The organism is Streptomyces sp. NPDC050610 (assembly GCF_040654875.1).
GTDB lineage: Bacteria > Actinomycetota > Actinomycetes > Streptomycetales > Streptomycetaceae > Streptomyces.
This window is the reverse complement of record NZ_JBFAIV010000044.1, coordinates 1-20,882: the sequence shown is the minus strand read 5'-3', so window position 1 is coordinate 20,882 and position 20,882 is coordinate 1. Positions and strand designations below refer to the sequence as shown.

General features: G+C 71.4%; 16 protein-coding genes. 10 read left to right on the top strand and 6 right to left on the bottom strand.

Features of this window, described 5'->3' with window-relative positions; all coding sequences use genetic code 11:
- Window positions 1-95: 95 nt before the first annotated feature.
- Both AB0I22_RS35005 and AB0I22_RS35000 read right to left on the bottom strand, forming a co-directional pair.
- Window positions 96-788 carry a phosphatase PAP2 family protein gene (locus AB0I22_RS35005; protein WP_363135040.1) on the bottom strand — a complete coding sequence of 231 codons (693 nt, stop codon included), beginning with the start codon at window positions 786-788 and terminating at the stop codon, window positions 96-98.
- Window positions 789-982: 194 nt separating this feature from the next.
- On the bottom strand, window positions 983-1,990 hold the full coding sequence (locus AB0I22_RS35000) for a bifunctional lytic transglycosylase/C40 family peptidase (protein WP_363135039.1): 1,008 nt from the start codon (window positions 1,988-1,990) through the stop codon (window positions 983-985).
- 134 nt (window positions 1,991-2,124) lie between these two features.
- Between AB0I22_RS35000 and AB0I22_RS34995 the strand changes: the two genes are divergently transcribed.
- On the top strand, window positions 2,125-2,322 hold the full coding sequence (locus AB0I22_RS34995) for a DUF397 domain-containing protein (RefSeq protein WP_363135038.1): 198 nt from the start codon (window positions 2,125-2,127) through the stop codon (window positions 2,320-2,322).
- A 134-nt stretch (window positions 2,323-2,456) separates the two neighbouring features.
- Here the strand turns inward: AB0I22_RS34995 and AB0I22_RS34990 are convergent, their stop codons facing one another.
- Window positions 2,457-3,785, bottom strand: a complete 1,329-nt coding sequence (locus tag AB0I22_RS34990) for a protein kinase (RefSeq protein WP_363135037.1) — start codon at window positions 3,783-3,785, stop codon at window positions 2,457-2,459.
- Window positions 3,786-4,180: 395 nt separating this feature from the next.
- Here AB0I22_RS34990 and AB0I22_RS34985 point away from each other — a divergent pair, with 395 nt between their 5' ends.
- The 7 genes from AB0I22_RS34985 (at window position 4,181) to AB0I22_RS34955 (ending at window position 13,233) form a co-directional block, all read left to right on the top strand.
- The gene (locus AB0I22_RS34985) at window positions 4,181-4,489 is read left to right on the top strand and encodes a hypothetical protein (RefSeq protein WP_363135036.1); all 309 of its coding nucleotides are present in this window, start codon (window positions 4,181-4,183) and stop codon (window positions 4,487-4,489) included.
- Between the two features lie 261 nt (window positions 4,490-4,750).
- Window positions 4,751-5,659: a hypothetical protein gene (locus tag AB0I22_RS34980; protein WP_363135035.1), complete on the top strand. Its 909-nt coding sequence runs from the start codon at window positions 4,751-4,753 to the stop codon at window positions 5,657-5,659.
- On the top strand, window positions 5,649-6,977 hold the full coding sequence (locus tag AB0I22_RS34975; RefSeq protein WP_363135034.1) for a hypothetical protein: 1,329 nt from the start codon (window positions 5,649-5,651) through the stop codon (window positions 6,975-6,977). The genes AB0I22_RS34980 and AB0I22_RS34975 overlap by 11 nt, the downstream gene beginning before the upstream one ends.
- Window positions 6,974-8,533, top strand: a complete 1,560-nt coding sequence (locus tag AB0I22_RS34970; protein ID WP_363135033.1) for an SCO6880 family protein — start codon at window positions 6,974-6,976, stop codon at window positions 8,531-8,533. The genes AB0I22_RS34975 and AB0I22_RS34970 overlap by 4 nt, the downstream gene beginning before the upstream one ends.
- A 9-nt stretch (window positions 8,534-8,542) precedes the next feature.
- Complete coding sequence (locus AB0I22_RS34965; protein ID WP_363135032.1) at window positions 8,543-9,955, top strand: ATP-binding protein; 1,413 nt, start codon at window positions 8,543-8,545, stop codon at window positions 9,953-9,955.
- A 169-nt stretch (window positions 9,956-10,124) separates the two neighbouring features.
- A complete protein-coding gene (locus AB0I22_RS34960) occupies window positions 10,125-11,654 on the top strand; it encodes a type VI secretion protein (RefSeq protein WP_363135031.1) in 1,530 nt (509 codons plus the stop codon).
- Window positions 11,655-11,754: 100 nt separating this feature from the next.
- A complete protein-coding gene (locus AB0I22_RS34955) occupies window positions 11,755-13,233 on the top strand; it encodes an amidohydrolase family protein (protein ID WP_363135030.1) in 1,479 nt (492 codons plus the stop codon).
- 72 nt (window positions 13,234-13,305) lie between these two features.
- On the opposite strand, the gene AB0I22_RS34950 is transcribed toward AB0I22_RS34955, so the two are convergent.
- Entirely contained in the window at window positions 13,306-13,872 is a 567-nt protein-coding gene (locus tag AB0I22_RS34950; RefSeq protein WP_363135029.1) for a GNAT family N-acetyltransferase, read from the bottom strand.
- A gap of 334 nt (window positions 13,873-14,206) precedes the next feature.
- Between AB0I22_RS34950 and AB0I22_RS34945 the strand changes: the two genes are divergently transcribed.
- Both AB0I22_RS34945 and AB0I22_RS34940 read left to right on the top strand, forming a co-directional pair.
- Complete coding sequence (locus AB0I22_RS34945; protein ID WP_363135028.1) at window positions 14,207-15,208, top strand: hydroxyacid dehydrogenase; 1,002 nt, start codon at window positions 14,207-14,209, stop codon at window positions 15,206-15,208.
- Window positions 15,209-15,352: 144 nt separating this feature from the next.
- Window positions 15,353-16,564: a glycoside hydrolase family 6 protein gene (locus AB0I22_RS34940; protein ID WP_363135027.1), complete on the top strand. Its 1,212-nt coding sequence runs from the start codon at window positions 15,353-15,355 to the stop codon at window positions 16,562-16,564.
- A gap of 101 nt (window positions 16,565-16,665) precedes the next feature.
- Here AB0I22_RS34940 and AB0I22_RS34935 read toward each other — a convergent pair whose 3' ends face one another.
- Both AB0I22_RS34935 and AB0I22_RS34930 read right to left on the bottom strand, forming a co-directional pair.
- Complete coding sequence (locus tag AB0I22_RS34935; protein WP_363135026.1) at window positions 16,666-18,609, bottom strand: kelch motif-containing protein; 1,944 nt, start codon at window positions 18,607-18,609, stop codon at window positions 16,666-16,668.
- Window positions 18,606-20,396: a cellulose synthase catalytic subunit gene (locus tag AB0I22_RS34930; RefSeq protein WP_363135076.1), complete on the bottom strand. Its 1,791-nt coding sequence runs from the start codon at window positions 20,394-20,396 to the stop codon at window positions 18,606-18,608. The genes AB0I22_RS34935 and AB0I22_RS34930 overlap by 4 nt, the downstream gene beginning before the upstream one ends.
- Between the last annotated feature and the right edge of the window lie 486 nt (window positions 20,397-20,882).

The window sequence follows — 20,882 nt, the reverse complement described above, 5'->3', positions numbered from 1 at the left end:
CTCGCGGGCCGGGCCGGCCCGCAACACGTACGACCGTAAGCAGCCCGCTGCGCACGCGCTCTACTCCCGCGCAGCGGCCTGGGTATCAGGTCGTTCTACGCGGCGAGATCGTTGTCGCGGCGGCGCGGTTCCGGGAGTTCCGCCTCGTCGGAGGCCGCGGCCACCGAAGGCCGGGGCCGCGGTCGTACGAGCCAGCCCGCGCGTGAGTCCGCGAGCCGTGTCATCAGGGGCGTGAGGAGCATCATCGCGAGGGGCGCGAAGAGCAGGGCCACGGCCGTGCCGAGGGCGAAGCCGCCCACGACGTCCGTCGGGTAGTGGACGCCCATGTAGACGCGGCAGAGACCTTCCAGCAGTCCGAGGGCGATGCCGGCCAGGCCGAATTTGCGGTTGGCGCAGAAGAGGCCGACGCCGACGGCCATCGTCAGCGTGGCGTGGTCGCTGACGAAGGAGAAGTCGGTCTTGCCCTTGACCAGGACTTCCAGCCCCTGGTGCTCCATGAAGGGCCGCTGCCGTTGGACCAGGTCCCGGATGGGGATGTTGACCAGCAGCGCCAGGCCGGCAGCGAGCGGGGCCCAGACCAGGCCGGCCACGGCCCCCGGCGCGTCGTCGCGCTTGCGCGCACTCCACCAGGCGAAGAGCATCAGGACGGCGAGGCCGATGACGATGCCGTACTCACCGGTGAACTCCATCGCGCGGTCGAACCAGTGCGGGGCGCCCTTGGCGAAGCCGTTGATGTCGTAGAGAACGCTGACGTCGGGGTTCGAGCCGTCCATCGCGAGTCCAGCCATCTGTCGCGGCCCCTTATCTTTCGCCTGTCACTACGTGCAGCTGCCAACCCCCGTGGTCGATAACGCCGGTAACAGCGCGCCGCGTGCCCACCCCAATGGAACGTCAACACACTGCCCGGCGTTCCGTTCTCCACTCAATGATCACCAGGACGTTACCGAAGGGTGACCCATCGTCGCAGCTCAGGGCAGGGCTTTTACGCGGCGTTGGGTTCGGGCAGTGCTTTCGCACCATCCTCCGTCACACGCGTCGCACCGATGTAATCGGGTTTATCAATCTTGTCGTACCGGATCACCGCGCCGGTGAACGGCGCGTTGATCATGTAACCGTCCCCGACGTACATCCCCACATGGTGAATGCTGCGCGGGTCGCTCAAGTCATTGGCGAAGAAAACGAGATCGCCCGGCATCAGTTCGTCCCGTTTCGGGTGCGCACCCGCATTCCACTGGTCGTTCGCGACGCGCGGCAGCTCGATGCCCACCGAGTGGTACGCGGCCTTCGTCAGCCCCGAGCAGTCGAACCGGCCGCCCTGGTCCGCCGTGCCGTTGCCGCCCCACAGATACGGCGTGCCGAGCACCTTCTGCGCGAAGTAGATCGCGCCGGCCGCCTGCTGGGAGGGGGCGACCGGGCCGACCGGTTTCGCGAAGCTCTTCGCCAGCGTGCGAATCGTCTTCACATAACCCTGGGTCTCCTGGTACGGCGGCACCCCGGCGTTCTTGATCACCGCGTACGCGCCCGCGTTGTACGAGGCCAGCATGTTGTCCGAGAGGTCCCCCGGCACGCTCTTCACGTACTTGGCCAGATCGCAGTCGTACGTCGCCGCGGAGGGGATCGCGTCCTCCGGGTCCCAAATATCCTTCTTGCCGTCCCCGTTGCCGTCGATGGCGTGCGTTTCCCAGGTGCCGGGAATGAACTGCGCTATCCCCAGCGCGTTGGCCGGACTCACGGCTTTCGGGTTCCAGCCGCTCTCCGAATAGAGCTGCGCCGCCAGCAGCGGAGGGCTCAGCGCCGGGCAGAGGTTGCCCCATTTCTGCACCAACGCCTCGTATTGCGCGGGCACCGCGCCCTTCGCCAGCCCGACCGCGCCGGCCGTGCCGCCGCCCACCAGGTTCGAGGCGGCCGAATAGACGCCTACGACCAGCAGGCCGATGAGGCAAAGGGACATCCCGATACCGACGCTGACGCCCAACCAGAGTTTTCGCACCCCGCCGGCCTCCCCTGCCCACCCGCCCACGAATCCGTCGTTCCGCACGGTACGGCCACCGGCCCCCACCTGGCGAGAGTGCCTCGGCCGACTCCTCTATGGTGGTCAGCCCGAACACCGCACAAGGGGGCACAGTGACGGAGCTCAACTGGCAGCAGGCCACCGACGGCACCGAGAAGGAGTTCCTCGAAGTCGCCTTCGGCGAGGACGGCAACGTCTACTTGCGCGAGAACCTCAAGCCCGACGAGGTCGTCATCACGACCCGCGCCAAGTGGGACGCCTTCGTCCTCGGCGTGAAGGCCGGCGAGTTCGACCACTTCATCGAGGACTGAGAGGGCTGAGAGGACTGACGGAGCTGAAGGGACTGGACTGCCTGGAGCGGCTGTCAGGGCTGAAGAGCCGACGGCCGCCGGGCCGAGGCCCGACAGCTCCCCGGCCCGAACGCCGTACGCCGTGAGCACACCGCTCATCGGCGCGCCGCGTCCGGGCCGTGGCCCTGCCCCTCGGCCTGCCCCGAGTCGCCCGTACCGTCTGTCGACCCGCCCGTCGACCCGCCCGTCGTCCCATCCGTCGACACCGCATCGGGGCCCTGCGAGCCCGTGACGTCCGAGCCGAACAGGGAAGCGCCGACGGCCATCGCCACCACGAAGGCCACCCCGCCCGCGACCACGCCGAACAGCACCTTGTGCTGCCGCAGCCACGCCCGTACGGCGCCGAACCCGGTCGGGGCCGAACCGCCCCGGCCGCCGCCGCCCGTGACGCTCCTGGGCGCGCCGCCGCGGACCGCGCCCCTGCTGCCGCCGCCCGCTCCGCGCGCCGGCGCGCTCCGGCCCGCCGCCCTGCCGGCCGAGCTCCGGCTCGCGCTGCGATGGCCGGCCGCCGGCAGCGCGTACGTCGTCAACGACTCGCGCTCCAGGGCCAGGGCCGGACCGGGAGCGATCACCGGCGCCGGCTCGGGGACCGGGAGGGGCTGGGGGATGTCGCGCCAGGAGCCGCCGCCGAACCAGTCGGCCGCCTCCTGCGCCGTCGGCCGGTCCTCCGGCGACTTGGCCAGCATCCGCAGCAGATACGTCTCGAAGGAGCTGGGCAGCCCGCCGCAGTACTGCCGCGGGGGCACCGGCTCGGCGTCCACGTGCTGGTAGAGCAGGGCGGTGGGGGTGTCGGCCCAGAACGGCGGCTGTCCCACCAGCAACTGGTAGAGCACGCACCCCAGCGCGTACACATCCGAGCCCGGGCCCGCCGCCCGGCCGAGGGCGCGCTCCGGCGCGAGGTAGGTGCTCGTGCCGACGATCTGGCCCGCGCTGGTCAGTCCGGCCGAGGTCTCGTCGACGAACCGGGCGATGCCGAAGTCGCCTATCTTGAGCGTGCCGTCGGCGTCGGTCATCAGGTTTCCGGGCTTCACGTCCCGGTGCACGACGCCCTGCCGGTGCGCCGCCGCCAGCCCGGCGGCGGCCTGGGCCGCGATGTCCGCCACCCGGGCCGGGGCGAGCGCGCCGCCCGCGGCCGACGACAGCTCCTGCGCCAGGCTGGGCCCCTGCACCAGCTCCATGACCAGATAGAAGCGCCCGTCCCAGGCCCCGAAGTCGTACACCCCGACGACCTGATGGTGGTTCAGCCGCGCGGCGGTCTGCGCCTCCATGCGGAAGCGCATGGCCGCCGATTCGTCGCCGTCGTTCCCGAGCAGCAGCTTGACCGCGACCTGACGGCCCAGCACCTCGTCGGAGGCCCGCCAGACTTCGCCCATTCCGCCGCGCCCGAGCAGATCTCCCAACCGGTACCGATCGGCAACCAGCACCCGTACCATCCTCGATCTCGTTGCATCCCGAGCGTGGGCGGAATGCGGTGAATGCGTGCAATCCTCTCGACGGCCGCAGGGCGCAGCGCATATGAGGGAGACCGCCACAGGGTACCCACCGAACACGCGGTCGTTTGAACATCGGCACGGACCCCCGTCTCACCGTTCATTGCTCGGCGTTCATGCGCGTGGTACACAGAGTGACGATAGGCCACCCCACTGACAACGCCGGGCGCCGCGGCCGGGGATGGAGTGATCAGCGGCACGTGCGAGTCCGGCAAAAAATGACGCCAAGTCGACATGCGTTGGCGGCTTTGTCGGCGAAGATAGGGCCTGACCTCCGCCACCGCGGCGGAGGGTGTACACAACAACCCATAAGGGGCGGTGAGTTACATATGCTTTTGGCAGCCGCAAAGGGCGATATCACCACCATCATCGGCGGAATCGCCCCCGACTGGGGCCCATTCGGGACCCTGGGCAACGAGGCGCGCATCATGGTCGAGGTCGTCATGGCCGTCGCCATCCTGCTGTGCCTGGGCATCGCGATCTGGGGCGCGGCGAAGCAGCGGATCGGCGCGACGGCGCTGCGCGACACCTTCAGCGCGGAACAGGGCAAGGGGCTGATCGTCGCCGGGCTCACCGGTGTGTTCATCATCGGATCGCTGGGCACCCTGTTCACGATCGTCTACGGAATGGCCGTCTGACCCCCCACCCGCACACCAGTACGCCATCCCCACCTCGCACCATCCCCACCACCCGCACCACACCATCCCCCGCCACCGCCGCGCATCGTCCCCCGCGCAGACTCTTTTTCCCCGTTCCCGAACCCCCACAAGTCCCACCCTTCGCACCAGAGGCTGCCTGCTGATGCCCACTCACCCCTCCTCGCCCGCAACCTCCTCCGCGCCGCTACCGTCATATACGGGCAGCCAGTCACCGACGACGTTTGAGGAGGCTTACGCGCTATGAGTCTCGACGGCGACGACGGCTACGGCAGCGCCGGTGACCACGGCAGAGGCGGCAGAACGGGCAGGGGCCGGGGCGACCCCGACGACCAGGGCCGCCCGACCCGCACGCGGCTGCCCGAGGGCGAGGGCGACTACGACGGCGCCCGCCGCGGCGGCCGTCCCGGCCGTACGGGCTTCACCAGCCGCAACCTGATGACCGTCGTCGGCGTCGTGGTGCTCCTCGTCGCCGCCATCGCCTTCGCGAACCGCGGCGGCGGCAGCGACCACGGCGACGACGGCGGCAGCAGCGGCAAGGGCGGCGACCGGAACACCCGCGCCCAGGCCACGGCCCCCACCGGCGTCAAGCCCGTGGACGGCAAGAACAACGGCATCCCCAAGGGCTTCGCCCACACCGAGCAGGGAGCGCAGAGCGCCGCCGCCAACTACGCCGTGGCGCTCAGCTCCGACGGCATGTTCCGCAGCGAGACCCGGCACCGCATCGTCGCCGCCGTCTACGCACCCGACGTCGTCACCGCCCGGCAGAGCGACTACGACCAGGCGTATTCGAGCGAACGCTCCGTCAAGATCGGCCTCAAGACCGACGGCACCGCCCCGTCCGGCATGACCTTCGTGTCCCGCTCCAACCCGGCGGGCACGAAGGCGGCCTCGTACCAGGACGGCGCCGCGAGCGTCTCCGTCTGGTACTCCACGCTGTTCGGACTGGCCGGCGAGCACTCGAAGAACCCCGTCTCCGAGGGCTGGTACACCAGCACCTTCCAACTGAAGTGGATCGGCGACGACTGGAAGGTCACGGCCTTCACGCAGAAGGACGGGCCGACCCCGGTCGGCCGCGACCAGGCCGCGTCCTCGGCCAAGGACATGTCCGACGCTGTGCAAGGTTTCGGAGGGTTCACCTATGCCCGGTAAACGCCGCCGACCGAACCGCGCCCTGACGATCGCCGGTGCGCTGACCGCGGTCCAGACGACCGCGGTCCTGCTGTCGGCCAGAGCCTTCGCCGCCCCCACGCCGCCCGCGACCCCCGGCGCGACCAGCACTCCCTCCCCCGGCGCGACCAAGGAGAACTGCGGGTTCCTCCTGGGCTCGGTGAAGGACCAGTGCGAGAAGCAGCAGGGCGGCGCACCCTCCGGCCCCAGCTCCCCCTCCAACCCCCTCGATCCCCTGTCGTCCCTCGCCAAGGGGTGCGGCGACGCCGCCGCCTGGATCGTCGGCAAGCTCTCCAGCGCCGTGAAGTCCACCGCCAACATCGACTTCACCAACAGCGACTTCCTGCGCCAGTACGCCGTCGTCTTCGCCGCCTCCACCGTCCTGACCCTCGTCCTGTGGCTGCTGGCCGTCGCCAAGCGCGCCGTGCGCGGGGTGCCGTTCACCGAGGCGGTGACCGAGGCCATCGGCTTCCTGTGGCTGACGGTCCTGGCCTCCGCGTTCACCCCGCTGATCCTCTACACCGTGGTCTCCGCCACCGACGCCGTCACCGACGTCATCGCCAAGGGCACCGGGGCGAACAACGACGCCTTCTTCGGGGGCTTCGCGAGCGCCCTCAAGAAGGGCCAGGACATCGGCGGCGGCCCCATCATGCTGATCGTCGTCTCCCTCGTCTCCGTACTGGCCGCGGGCGTGCTCTGGCTGGAACTGGTCATCCGGGCCGCGCTCCTGTACGTGGGCGCACTGCTGGGCACCGCCGTCTACGCGGGCCTGGTCGACAAGAACATGTGGGGCCACGTCCGCCGCTGGGCGGGCATCATGATCGCGGTGATCCTCGTCAAACCGATCATCGTGGTCGTCCTCGGCCTCGCCGGCGCACTGTCCAGCGGCAACGGCCCGAACGCCATCTCGGCCGTCGTCTCCGGCCTCGCCATCATCATCCTCGCGATCTTCGCGAGCGCGATGATCTACCGCTTCGTCCCCGGCTTCGGCGATGAGATCATCAACAGCCGCAGCGCCAGCAGGGACCCCGCGTCCCGGCAGGCCGCCGCCGTGATCTCCTCCCCGGCCGCCCTCGTCAAGCAGGGCATCAACACGCACAGCGCCCGCGGCTCGGACGGCGGCGGGGGCGGCGGAGGCGGCGGCGGTCAGCAGGCCAAGCCCGCCAACCCGGTGTCGGGCGGCGTCGCCGCCCACAGCACCCGCGCCCCCAGCGGCGGCGCCGGGAGCAAGACAGCCGCCCCCGCACCCCGCACGCAGGACCGCAGCACCGGCAAGACCCCAGGAGGTGACGGGCATTGACGACCCAGTCGCAAGCCCAGCCGATCACGCCCCGCCGCACCTACCTGATCGGCCGCGCCCGTCCCAACGCCGTCGTCGGCAAGAACCGCGAGACCGGCGAGATCGCACTGATCATCGCGGGCGCGTTCCTCGGCATGGTGGGCGGCCTGGCGATCCAGATCCTGCCGTTGCGCATCGCGGCCCTCACCGGGTTCCCGATGCTGGCGCTCGCCGCCGTGTACGTCCCGTACAAGAACCGCACCTTCTACAAGTGGTTCGAGATCAACCGCTCGTTCAAGCGCACCCTGCGCCGCGGCGCCGCCTACCGGTCCACCGCCTCCCAGGCCGGCACCTCCCTCGACGGCCGGGAGGTCGAGGTCGGCCCGCCGCCCGGCATCGGCCGCATCAACTGGCTGGCCGCGCCCTTCGGCCCCGACGAGATCGCCGTCCTGCTCCACGCCGACCGGCGCACCGTGACCGCCGCCATCGAGATCGAGGGCCCCGGCGTCGGACTGCGCGACAGCGAGGACCAGGAGGCGCTCGTCGACCGGTTCGGGACGCTCCTCAAACACGTCGCCAACGGGGACGGCTTCGTCACCCGCATCCAGATGCTGGCCCGTACGCTGCCCGCCGACCCGGACGCGCACGCCAAGGACGTCGAGCGGCGCGGCTCCGACAAGTCCCCGCAGTGGCTCCAGGACTCCTACGACCAGCTCCAGTCCATGGTCTCCACCTCCTCCGAGCAGCACCGCGCGTACCTCGTCGCCTGCATGCACTTCACCCGCGAACTCGCCGCCGAGGCCAACGCCATGGCGCGCGCCTCCCGCCACGAGGCCGGCAAGCGGCGCCTCGACCGGGACGCCGGACTGGCCGTGGTCATGGCCCGCGAGCTCACCGACATCTGCGCGCGCCTCGCCGAGGCCGACATCCGGGTGCGCCAGCCGCTCGGCCAGGGGCGGCTCGCCTCGCTCGTGCACTCCATGTACGACCCGGACCACCCCATCGACCACATCCAGGCGATGACCAAGCGGAACGCCTGGCCCGCCGAACTGGACGCCATGGAGCCGACCTTCCTCCAGGCGAAGACCCGCGAGTCCGCCACCCGCGCGCCCTGGTGCCACTCCACGGCCTGGGTCAAGGAGTGGCCGATGACGCCCGTAGGCGTCAACTTCCTCGCGCCGCTGCTGGTGCACACGCCGGACGTGATCCGCACCGTCGCGGTCTGCATGGACCTGGAGCCCACCGACGTCGCCATCGAGCGGATGCTCACGGAGAAGACCAACGACGACGCCGAGGCGTCCCGGCAGGCGAAGATGAACCGCGTCATCGACCCCCGCGACAGCGCCCACCACGTCCGCGTCGACCAGCGCGGCGAGGACCTGGCGAGCGGCGCGGCCGGGGTCAACCTGGTCGGCTACCTCACCGTCTCCTCCCGGTCGCCCGAGGCGCTCGCCCGCGACAAGCGGACGATCAGGGCGTCGGCCGGCAAGAGCTATCTCAAGCTGGAGTGGTGCGACCGCGAGCACCACCGGGCCTTCGTCAACACGCTGCCGTTCGCGACCGGCATCCGACGATAGGGGCAAGCCGTGCTCGATCCGCTCGCCGCACTGTCCGAGGCGTTCACCAGCTTCCTCTTCGGAAAGGTGGAGACGACCCGGCTGCCCGTCAGAACCTCCACCGGCCAGGCCCAGGCCGTCTATCTGCCCACCGCCGCGCCCGGCCTGGGCGACTCGGGCGTGATCATCGGACGCGAGGTGTACAGCGGCAAGGGGTACATCTACGACCCCTTCCAGCTGTACGGGCAGCAGCTCCCCGCGCCGCACTGGCTGGTGCTCGGCGAGTCCGGCAACGGCAAGTCGGCGCTGGAGAAGACGTACGTCCTGCGCCAGCTTCGGTTCCGCGACCGCCAGGTGGTCGTGCTCGACGCGCAGGGCGAGGACGGCGTCGGCGAGTGGAACCTCATCGCCGAGGAGCTGGGGATCACCCCCGTCCGGCTCGACCCGATGGCCGCCCTCAACGGCGGCATCCGCCTCAACCCCCTCGACCCCTCGATCACCACGACGGGCCAGCTGGCCCTGCTCCGCACGATCATCGAGGTCGCGATGGGCCACGGGCTCGACGAGCGCGCCGGCTTCGCGCTCAAGGTCGCGCACTCCCATGTGAACGAGACGATCACGGACCGGCAGCCGGTGCTGGCCGACATCGTCGAGCGGCTGCGCCACCCCGAGGCGGAGTCCGCGGAGGCGATGAACGTCGACATAGACGACGTACGGGCGTGGGGCCTGGACGTCGCGCTGGTGCTGGACCGGCTGGTCGACGGCGACCTGCGCGGCATGTTCGACGGCCCGACGTCGGCCGGCATCGACCTGGACGCCCCGCTGATCGTCTTCGACCTCTCGCACATCGACCGCAACTCCATCGCCATGCCGATCCTGATGGCCATCGTGGGCGTCTGGCTGGAGCACACCTGGATCCGCCCCGACCGGAAGAAGCGGATCTTCCTGGTCGAGGAGGCGTGGCACATCATCAACTCGCCGTTCGTCGCCCAGCTCTTCCAGCGGCTGCTGAAGTTCGGCCGCCGCCTCGGCCTCTCCTTCGTCGCCGTCGTCCACCACCTCTCCGACGTGGTGGACGGCTCGGCCGCGCGCGAGGCCGCCGCGATCCTGAAGATGGCCTCCACCCGCACCGTCTACGCCCAGAAGGCCGACGAGGCGCGGGCCACGGGCCTGGTCCTGGGGCTGCCCCGCTGGGCGGTCGAGATCATCCCGACGCTCACCCCCGGCATCGCGGTGTGGGACGTCAACGGCAACGTACAGGTCGTCAAACACCTGATCACGGAGGCGGAACGGCCGCTCGTCTACACCGACCGGGCCATGACGGAGGACGGCCTGGCCATGGAGCTGGCGGCGGAGGCCGCGGCGGCGGAACGGGCGGCGGCGGCGCTGGAAGACCGGCTCTCGGACGAGGCGTACGGGTCGTCCGAGCCGACGGTGGCGTGAGATGACCTTCTCGGGACCTTCAGGCCCTTCGGGACCCTCAGGAGCCTCGGGCCCCTCTGGAGCCCCAGGCCCCTCAGGGCCCTCGGCGCCGAGACCGAGACGCGACGGCCAGCGGGGCATCCCGGACGGCCTGCTGGTCGGCCTGCTGGCGTTTCTGCTGGGGCTGACGGTGCTGGTCTGGACGGGCACCGGCCTGGCGGCCCTCTTCGCCCACGGCTCCTGGCCCGACGGCGTCACCTTCACCCGCACCCCCCTGGCCATACGCCGCCTCCTGACGTCCCCGCACGACCTCGCCACCGCCTGGCCGGACGCCCCGCACGACGCCCTCTCCGGGTACGGGCTGTTCTGGGGCGTCCTCATCAGCGAACTGATGCTGCTGACCGTGCTGACCGTCTTCGCGATGGGCACGTACGCGCGGTGGAAGGCGGTACGGCGGGCACGCCGGGCGGAGGCCGCTTCCGCCGCACCCGCCGCTACGGGCGCCGCGGCCGCGTACGGGCCCACCGGGACGCCACCGGGCGCGGCCGGTCCGCATGAAGTCGCCGCCGGTCCGCATGAGGTCGCCGCCGCGTCGCCGGCCGTGGCTGCCGCGCCCGAGGCGGCGACGGCGATTCCGGGGAGCAGCCCCCCAGCCGCCCAAGTCCCCCCGAACACCGAGCCGACGACATCCCCAGCCCCACCGGCCCCAGTCGACTCCCCAACATCAGCCGCCACGACCGTCACCCCCGGCAGCGCCCTCCCCTGGACGGCAGCCGTGCCCGCCCCCCGCACCCCCGCCGCACCGACCGGCCTCCACTACGGAACCTCGCACGGCGACGCCGCCCTGCTCGCCGTGCTGGAAGCCCCCGGCCCCGTCCTCGTCGTCACCAGCGACCCGGCCCTGTGGGCCGACACCAAGGACTCGCGCGCCAAGCTCGGCCCGACGCACGCCTACGACCCGAGCCACCTCCTCGACACCCCGGACCGGCTGCGCTGGAACCCCGCCGAGGGCTGCGAGTCCCGCGAGACGGCCGCCGCCCGCGCCGCCGCGCTCCTGGCGCCCGTACGGCCGTCCGGCTCGCTCGACTCCTCGACGGCGGAGGCCGCCGAGACCCTGCTGCGCTGCTGGCTGCACGCCGCCGCCGTGGGCGGCCGGCCGTTCCGGCTCGTACACCGCTGGGCGCAGGGGAACGGCGCGCACGAGCCCGTACGCATCCTGCGCACCGACGCCAAGGCCGCGACCGGCGCGGCCGGCGAGCTGGAGGCCACGCTCACGGGGCACCCGGACCGCCGCGACCGGGCGCAGGAGCTGGTGGCGCGTGCCCTGGCGGCGCTCTCCTCGATCCATATCCGCGACGCTTGCAACGCCCATCGAGCGGATTCGCTCGCTTTGGAGTCATTCATCGCCGAAACGGGCACGCTTTACGTTGTGGGTGAGGCGATTGAGGACCCTCGCACCCACCCGGGTGCGATGCCGCTGCTCACCGCACTCGCCGCCAGCGTGGTCGAGCACGGCCGGAGCGTGGCCGAACGGTCACCCGCCGGTCGGCTCGACCCACCACTCACGTGCGTGCTGGACGATGTCGCCGCCGTCGCCCCGCTGCCCGCCCTGCCGGAACTGCTCGCCGACGGCGCGCCGAAGGGGCTCGTGACGCTCGCCCTGATGCGCTCCGAGGAGCAGGCCCGCGCCCGGTGGCCCCACCGCCCCCTCACGCGGTAGCACTGACAGCACCCCCGATCCGCCTGCTGCCCCCACTGCTTCGCGCGCCGCGTTCCGCGAGAGTCGGAGCACCACCCGGCGAGCAGCGAAGGCGGAACCCATGTCCACTGAAGTGACCGACGGCGCGCGGGATGTTCTCGCGCTGACGCACGCCACCGTGATCGACGGCACCGGCGCCGGGCCCGCCCACGACAGGACGGTGCTCGTCGAAGACGGCCGGATCACCACGATCGGCAGGTCCGCCGAGGTCCCGGTGCCCGAGGGCGTACGGACCGCGGACCTCACCGGCAAGTACCTGATACCCGGCCTGGTCGACGCGCACGTCCACAGCCCGGCGCTGGAGGACATCGCCCCGCCGCTCTATCCGCTCACCGGCATCACGACGGTCCGCGAGATGTGGGGCGAGCCGCTGCACCACGAGTGGCGGCGGAAGATCCGCCAGGGGGAGCTGCTCGGCCCCCGCTGGGTCATCGGCAGCGCGATGGTCGACGGGACGCCGTCCCTGTGGTCCGGCGACGCGGGCTCCGTCATCCTGGTGGGCGACGAACACGCCGGCCGCCACGCGGTGCGCCAGGTCAAGGCGGACGGCGCGGACTTCGTGAAGGTCTACTCCCGGCTCTCCCGCGAGGCGTATCTCGCGGTCGCGGACGAGGCCCGCCGCCAGGGCATCCCGTTCGCGGGGCACTGCCCCGACACCGTGCCGGTCGCCGAGGCGAGCGGCGCGGGCCAGCGCAGCATCGAGCACCTGCACGCGCTCCTGCTGTCGACGGCCTCGCGGGAACGGGAGACGGACATCCGCCGCGGCCTCGCCGAGGTCCGCCTCGACCCGGTGCCGAGCAGCCTGGACCGCTACCACCGCTGGTTCCAGCAGATCCACGACCTGGAGGGCCAGGCGGTACGGGCCTACGACCGCGAGCGCGCGAGGTCCCTCTTCCACCGCCTGGCGGCCAACGGCACGTACGTCACCCCGACGCTGACGGTCCATCACATGCTGGAGCGCCCGGGCGAACTGCCCTCGCACGCGCCCGAGTGGACGTATCTGCCGCGCTGGATGACCGCGTCCTGGCCCGACATCCTGGAGAGCCTGATCGGCGGCCGCACGGCGGAACAGGCCGAACTGGTCCGGACGGCCTACGCCCACCGCCTGCGCCTCGTCGGCGAACTGCACCGGTGCGGCGTACCGCTCCTCGCCGGCACGGACACTGGCACGGGCTACGCGGTGCCGGGCTTCGCCCTCCACGACGAACTGGCCCTCCTGGCCGAGGCCGGCCTGACCCCCATGCAGTCCCTCCAGTCCGCGACCCGCACCCCGGCCCACTTCCTCGGCCTCGCCGACCGCACCGGAACCGTCGAGGAGGGCAAGACCGCCGACCTCCTCGTACTCGACGCCGACCCGCTCCACGACATCCGCAACACCCGGAAGATCGACTCCGTGGTCCTGCGCGGCCGCCTCATCGACGCCGCGGAACGCCGCCGCCTGCTCACCACCGTCGAAAAAGCCGCCGCCGACAGCACCCCGCCGACCAACGGCACAGCGGTCACAGGCGGCTGCGGCTGCTCACTCCATCCTCGGCCCTGAGCACACGCGCCCGCCTCAGCACACCGGCCAACGGCGCCCCGTCCACCCCGTCCATCGCGTCCATCGCGCCCCTCACGCCTCCGGCCGCGACAGCGCCAGCTCGTACTCCCGCTCCCCGGGCCGGCCCGGCATGTCCGGGGTCCGCCCGGTCGGCTCGAAGCCGAGCTTGCGGTAGAAGGCCAGCGCCCGGAGGTTCTGCTGGTGGACGTGGAGACGTACGCGCTCCATGCACGGGTCCGCGAGGGACCAGGACCACTCGACCCCCGCCCGTACCAGCTCCTGCGCGAGACCGGTACCCCGGTGCTCGGGCCGTACGTAGACGCCGATGAGCTGCGTCTGCGGGGCGCTCGGGGCCCCGCCGAAGATGTGCTCCGCGTCCGGGCCGTCCGGCTTCTCGACCTGGGCGGTCACGGTCCCCGCCCACTCCCCGGCCGGGCTCTCGGCGACGAAGGCGAGCGCCGTCTCACCCGCCGCGGTGACGCGGGTGCGCTCCTGCCAGTAGCCGTCGGGGCGGGCGTGTGCCTCGGCGAGGGTGGTGACGAAGGCGACGGAAGCGTCTGGATCGGCGAGGGCGGCCAGCCGCAGGGCCTTGCTCTCGGCCCACTCATCGGGGCGTACGGGTCTGATGATGTAGTCCATCAGCAGATGATCGCCCGGCCCCGCGGCCCCGGTAAAGCCGGATACTCCGGGCCCCGCAGTCCCGGTAAGGCCGGATGCCCCCGGCCCCGCCGCCCCGGTAAGGCCGGATGCCCCCGGCCCCGCGGCCCCGGTAAGGCCGGAGATACGCCTGACCCGCCACCCCGGCAAAGCCGAATACTCCCGGCCCCGCCACCCCAGTAGCGCCGAATTCTCCCGCCCGCGCTCCCCCGCACGCCCTCGTACGCGCCCAGGCCCCCTTGCCCGCTCCCCCGCCGACCCCATAGCCTCCGCCCGCCCGGCGGAAACCGCCCGCCGCCGACCGAGGGGGCAGCGCGTGCCGGAGCGACCGACCGCCGCCATGGCCATGGGCGCCGACGAGGCCGAGGCCGTGCTCCCCCCGGAGCTGCGCGCCCGCCTCGCCCGCCTCACCGACCTGCACCCGGACCCGCTCACCGGACCGCTGGACACCCCGGCGGCCCGTACGGTCCTGGCCCGTACCGACCTCCTCGTCACCGGCTGGGGCTGTCCCCCGCTGACCGCGGACGTCCTGGCGCACGCGCCCCGGCTGCGGGCCGTACTGCACGCCGCCGGTTCGGTCAAAGCCCTGGTCAGCGAGGCGCTCTGGGCCCGCGGCATCGCCGTCTCGTCGGCGGCCGACGCCAACGCCGGGCCGGTCGCCGACTTCACCCTCGCCGCCATCGTCCTGGCCGCGAAGAAGGCCCTGCCGACGGCCGCCGCCTACCCCGGCGGCTGGCCCGCGTTCCGCGACCGCCGGGGCGCCGACGCCCGCACCATCGGCGTCATCGGCGCCTCCCGCATCGGCCGCCTCGTCATCGCCCGGCTCCGCGACTCCGACCGCGGCCACCGGCTCCTGCTGCACGACCCGTACGTACGCGAGGACGACGCCGCGCGGCTCGGCACGGAGCCGACCGGCCTCGACGAACTCTGCCGGACCGCCGGCATCGTCACCGTGCACGCCCCCGAACTCCCGGACACCATCGGCATGCTGAACGCGCGGCGGCTCGCCCTCATCCCCGACGGCGGTACGGTCGTCAACACCGCGCGCGGTTCCCTCATCGACACGGACGCCCTCACCCGCGAGTGCGCCACGGGCCGCCTCGACGCGTTCCTCGACGTCACGGACCCCGAGCCGCTGCCCGCCGGCCACCCGCTGCTCGCCCTCCCCAATGTGCTGGTCACCCCGCATATCGCCGGGGCCCAGGGCAGCGAGGCCCGCCGCCTCGGCGCGTACGCGGTCGACGAGGTCGCCCGCCATCTGCGCGGCGAGCCCCTCCTCGGCCGCCGCTCCGCCGCGGACCTGCCGTACCTGGCCTGACGGTCCGTCGGCCGCTCGTCGCCGCGTACCGCCACACGGCCCCGTTCGGCGCAGCAAATCGCGGCATGACGGTCTGTCACCTGTGAAGGTTGTCGGGTCGGCCGGTTGCCGAGGTGTCACCGGGGCGCGAGCGAAAGGCATTCCATGACCGAGCAGCGCGCGAGCGGACGGACTCGCTCCGCAAGAGCGGCCACGGGGCTGCTGATGTCCTTGGGGCTGCTGACCGCCATCGGCTGGGCATCCGGCCACGACGCCCGCGCCGCCCCCGCCACCATCCCGAACCCCGCCCCCGCCACCGACACCACCCCGGATCAGTACTCGCCGTTCTGGGTCGACCCGAACAGCCAGGCGCAGCACCAGACCCGCATGGTGGAGAAGCGCGGCCGGGCCGGCGACGCGGCGCTGCTGCGCCGGATCTCGGACCGGCCCACGGCCGTCTGGCTCACCGAAAAGGACCCGGCGGAACACGTGCGCGAGGCCACGGAGGACGCGACGCGCGCCGGGCAGGTCCCGGTGTTCGTCGCGTACAACATCCCGGGCCGCGACTGCGGCCAGTACTCCTCGGGCGGCGCGGCGAGCGACGAGGAGTACCGCCAGTGGGTCGGCCGGATCGCCGAGGGCATCGCCGGCCGGCGGGCGGTCGTCATCCTGGAGCCGGACGCCGTGCCCCAGGCCGCGACCGGCTGCGACGGGCGGTCCCGGGTCGACGCCGAGACCGAGTCGGGTTCCGCGGCCGGCCTCCGCCCCGCGCCCGGCTCCCGCTCCGACCGCCGCTCGCTGCTCGCCGACGCCGTACGGACCCTCAAGGCGCGGCCCGGCGCGGCGGTGTACGTGGACGCGGGCAACGCCGGATGGATCCGCGACGTGAACCAGATCGCCGACGTGCTGAAGAGCGCGGGCGTGAAGTCGGCCGACGGCTTCGCGCTCAACGTCTCCAGCTTCCAGACCACCCGCGCCAGCCAGGAGTACGGGCACCGGCTCTCCGCCGCGCTCGGCGGCGCCCACTACGTGATCGACACCAGCAGGAACGGCAAAGGGCCGGCGCCGGAGCACGAGAACCGCGGCGGCGAGCCGTGGTGCAACCCGCCGGGCCGGGCCCTCGGCACGCCGCCGACCACGAAGACGGGCAGCCCGGCCGTGGACGCGTACCTGTGGGTCAAGCGCCCCGGCGAGTCGGACGGCGCGTGCCGCGGCGGCCCGCCCGCGGGGCAGTGGTGGACGGAGTACGCGCTCGGGCTGGCACGTGAGGCGATGAGCGAGCCGACCGGGGGAGGGCCCGCCGCGGACCCGGCAGCCGAGAAGCAGCCCGCCGCAGACCGGCGGGCGGAAGACCGGCGGGCGAACGACCGCCCGTAGCGGGTGGCACACACGGGCGGCCCACCGGTGAACATGCCACCGATGGGCCGCCCGACCTTCTCCGCTCCCATGAACGCGCCGCTACGACGACGGGGCTACCGCTACCGCACGTGAACCCACCTGGCCTGCGACGGCGTCCCCCGCCCGTCCGTGATGAAGAGCATGTACCAGCCGCGCGGAACCAGCGCCTGGTCGTGCGGCACCTTCACCTTCAGCTTCCCGCCGTGCCGTTCGACGTCCAGCGCGATGGAGCGCTGTTCGACGTCGGTGGCGTGGGTGACCGCGCTGGGGCGCATGAGCCGCGCTTTCTGCACGGAGGCCGTGGCCGGAACGGCGAACTCCGCAGAGCCGCCGCGCCGCACCTCGGTCGGCCCGGCGCCGAGCTTGGGTCGCGTACGCCCGTACAGATACGGCGGGGTGTAGACCTCGATGCGCTTCTCGAAGGCGGCGACGGCGGTGTTCGCCCGGTCCGCGAAGAGCGGGTTGGAGCCGAACACCGCGATCCGGCCGTCCGGCAGCAGCATCGCCTCGGAGTGGTAGTCCCGGCCCACCGCCGGATCGGCCGCCGGCCGGAACGCCCGGCGGGCCGGGTCGTAGAACTGCGCCTTGTGGATGTCGCTGGCGCCCTTGCCCCGGTAGTCCTTCGAGCCGCCCGTGGTGAAGACGGAGTCGTCCGGGGCGAGCACGGCGTTCAGATACCGGGTGCCCCGCCCGAGACCGGGTCCGGGGCGGAAGGCGGGGTCGTCCTTGGTCAGGTCCGCGATGGCCGTACGGCCGGTGGAGCGGTGGGACTCGCCGACGCCGCCGCCCCCGAAGATCATGACCTTCTGGCGCTGGGCGGGCGGCAGCAGCACGGACGTCGACGTCTCGGTCTGATCGTTGTCGCGCAGCCCCGGCACCGGCTTGAAGGTGTTCGCGTCGGGGTTCCACAGGCCCGGCCGCCGGCCCTTGTCGGCCGGGCCGTACCCGGCGTTCGAACCCGAGTAGAAGAGATTGCCGCCCTTGGTCAGAAAGAGCGCCGGATAGGTGGGGAAATACCGGTGCGGGCCCGCGGACCACTTCTTGGACTTCGGGTCGTAGACCTCGTTGTCCCCCGGAATGATCTCGCCCATGTCGTCGAGCCCGGATACGGCCAGCACCTTGCCGTTCTTGAGCGTGACCAGCGTCGGGTACCAGCGGGCCTCGGCCATCGAGTCGACGGGAATGTACCGCTCGGCGATCGGGTCGAACTCGTACGCCTCTTTCAGCCCCTGGAAGTCCTTCTTGTCCAGGCCGAGTTTGGTGGCCAGACCGTAGTGGTTACGGGCGTCCGCGCCCTTCTCACCCACGATCTCGTACTGCGCCGCCACGTTGGCGATGCCCTTCTCGCCCTTCCGCACGGCCTCCACGAAGACACGGGCCTGCCCGGCGGTAACGGTGACCTTCCCCTTGGCCCGCGTTCCCGTTCCATGCTCGGCGAACTTCTTCTCGGCGCGGGGCACGAGGACATTGACCTGGGAAACGTACTCCTGGCCGCTCGGCCCCCGGAATACCGTGCCCTTGGGCAGCGTCTTCGGGGCGTCGGGGTCCTCGTTCTTCACCACCATCGCCCCGCCGGCCCGCGTGACATCGCCCTTGAGCTTCTCGTACCGCGCGGTGCCGCCCGCCACGAGGAGATTCCCGTCGGGGAGTTGGGCATGGCCGCCGCAGAACATGTCCTTCGGAGTGTCGATCTCCTTGAACGTGTTCTTGACCGGGTCCCAGAGCACGCTCTGGAACGTGCCCGCCTTGAAGTTCTTCTCGTCATTGCCGGAACCGGCGATCATCAGCACTTTCCCGGTGTGCAGCAACGCCGCGTGGATCGAATTGATCCGGTACTTCTCCGGCACGTCGACCAGATCCCAGTGGCCGTAACGCGCCATGTACTCCGGCTTGTTGATCGTGTAGTCGTGGTACGCGCTCTCGGCGAAACCGTAGACGGCCGGGGCGTTCATGCCGCCGAGCACGACCACGGCCGCGGCGCCGAACGCCAGCTTCCGCGTACGTGAACTGGGACGGTACTTCACTGCGCTCCTCCCTTGCCCGCTGCTCTCTCCTCGCGCCCCGCCCGCCCCGCCATAGCCGGAACCCGACTGCCACCCGTTTTCGCTCGCTCCCCCGCGCCCGCCCCGCCCGACTCACTCCGCACAGCCCCGTCCCCCGGAACCTCGCGCCGCTCCCGTACGAGCGTCAGCACCCACAGCGCGACCGGGGCCAGGGCGATCACCGTGGCGAGACAGGCCCAGGAGCGCATCGCGATATGGGTATGGCCGAGGAACCCGGAAGCGATGACCGAGCCGCCGAACAGCGCCGCCCACATCAGATGCGTGGAGAACGTCCGCACACGGTCGGGACTGGCCGAATCACCCTTCGAGGTGACGACGAAACCCGCCTTGCGCCGCAGCACCGCACCGACCAGCGAACGCGCGTACAAAGGCGCCGACAACGCCGACATCGCCATTCCCGCCGCCCCCGAAGAACCCTCCGGCTCATGCGGGCTGACGTTGTGCCGGCGATTCCACAGATAGAGCCCGATCTGCAGCGCCGCGGCATCGCTGTACAGCATCATCCAGATCTGCGACTCGATATGGATTCCCGAGGCCCCGAGTCCCAGGAACAGCACGCAGGAGACCCCGCCGAGAATCCAGTTCACCGCGGTCATCGGGTAGTACGCGACGAGCAGCGCGTAATTCAGCATCCGCCCCGGCGACAGCGTGAACGCCGCCCGCCAGAACTGCCGGAAGAGGGTCTCGTACGTGCCGCGGCTCCAGCGCAGCTGCTGGTTGAAGAAATCGGTCCAGGTAGAGGGCCCCTCACCCACGGCCAGCACATCCGGGGTGTAGACGGAACGCCACCGGTTCCCCGACTCCGGATTGCGCTGCCGGTGGATCTCCAGCCCCGTCGCCATGTCCTCGGTGATCGAGTCGAACAACCCCCCGACCTGCTGGAGCGCGTTGACCCGCACACAATTGTTGGTACCGACGAACATCGGGGACCCGTACGCGTTCCCCGCCCGCTGAATGAGCGCGTGAAAGAGGAACTGCTGGCTCTCGGACGCCTTGGCCACGGTGCTGTCGTAGTTCCCGTACACCTGGGGGCCGACGACGAACGCCACATCCGGATCACGGAAATAGCCGAGCATCCGCTCCAGGAACTCCGGCAGCGGCACATGGTCGGTGTCGACGCAGGCCATGAACTCATAGCCGGAGCCATGCGCGTCCAGCCACGAGTTGTAGTTGCCGTGCTTGGTCTTCGCCCGAAAGGACCCGCTGGGCTGATTCCACTTCTCCACCCCTTTGCGCGAGAAGTGCCGGACCCCCAGCTCCTCGCACATGCGCCGCACCTCGGGATCATTGCCCTCGTCCAGCAGCCAGACGTGCAACGTCCCGTCGTGCCGCAGCCGCATCGCGCCCTCCAGCGTGGCGCGCAGCATGTCCATCGGCTCCTTGCCGGGGACGAAGCTGGTCAGGAACGCCACCCGGGTGCCGGACTCGGCGGTCACCGGAACGGGGTCGCGGGCCACCAGCGTGGCATGGGCGTTGGAGACCACGTTGACGACGCGGAACGTCTCCAGGAGCCCGATGGAGACCAGCATCACCCAGTCGGCAGCGGTCTCCCAGCCCGAGACGTACTGCCGGTGCACCCAGTGGTCCGGCCAGATCAGCCACACCAGAAGCACGAGGGAGACGATCGGCGCCGCGGTCAGCAGCAGCGCGGTACGCACCCGGTGCGCCCCACGGCCGAGCAGGCTGTGATAGCGCACGCGGTACGGCGCGTCACCCGTACGGTCTGGTTCGGTGAGCGGCCCGGCCAACCGGCTGAAACGCTCATAGTCGTAGCTCTGACCGCTGTCCTGGTCCCGTGCCGCCTCCTGGCCGCCCCCACGGGCAGCGGCAGGAGCCGGAATGCGCCGGCGCTGACGGTCCTTGTCTCGGTGGGCAGTTCTCTGTGTGGTGGGCACGGCATCCCCACGTCCTTCTCCTGCCCCAAATGGGCAGAAAATAGAATAATGGCGAAGGAAAGATAACTAATCTGACCGACCATCAGGACGTAGGACGAACCTCGGCGTGGCGTGAGTCACGCAGATGGCCGCAGAACACTTGATCCCACGGCGGACCACACGCAGACAGCGCCCACCACCCGCCGGCCCCTGCGCCGACGCCGCCCCGGGGGACGGGGGCCGCGCCCCTTATAGGTTCCGACTCCCCCGTGAACGCAAAAATGCCGGTGTCCCAGGCCATAAGGCCCGGGACACCGGCTTAAAAATTGTTCGGCGGCGTCCTACTCTCCCACAGGGTCC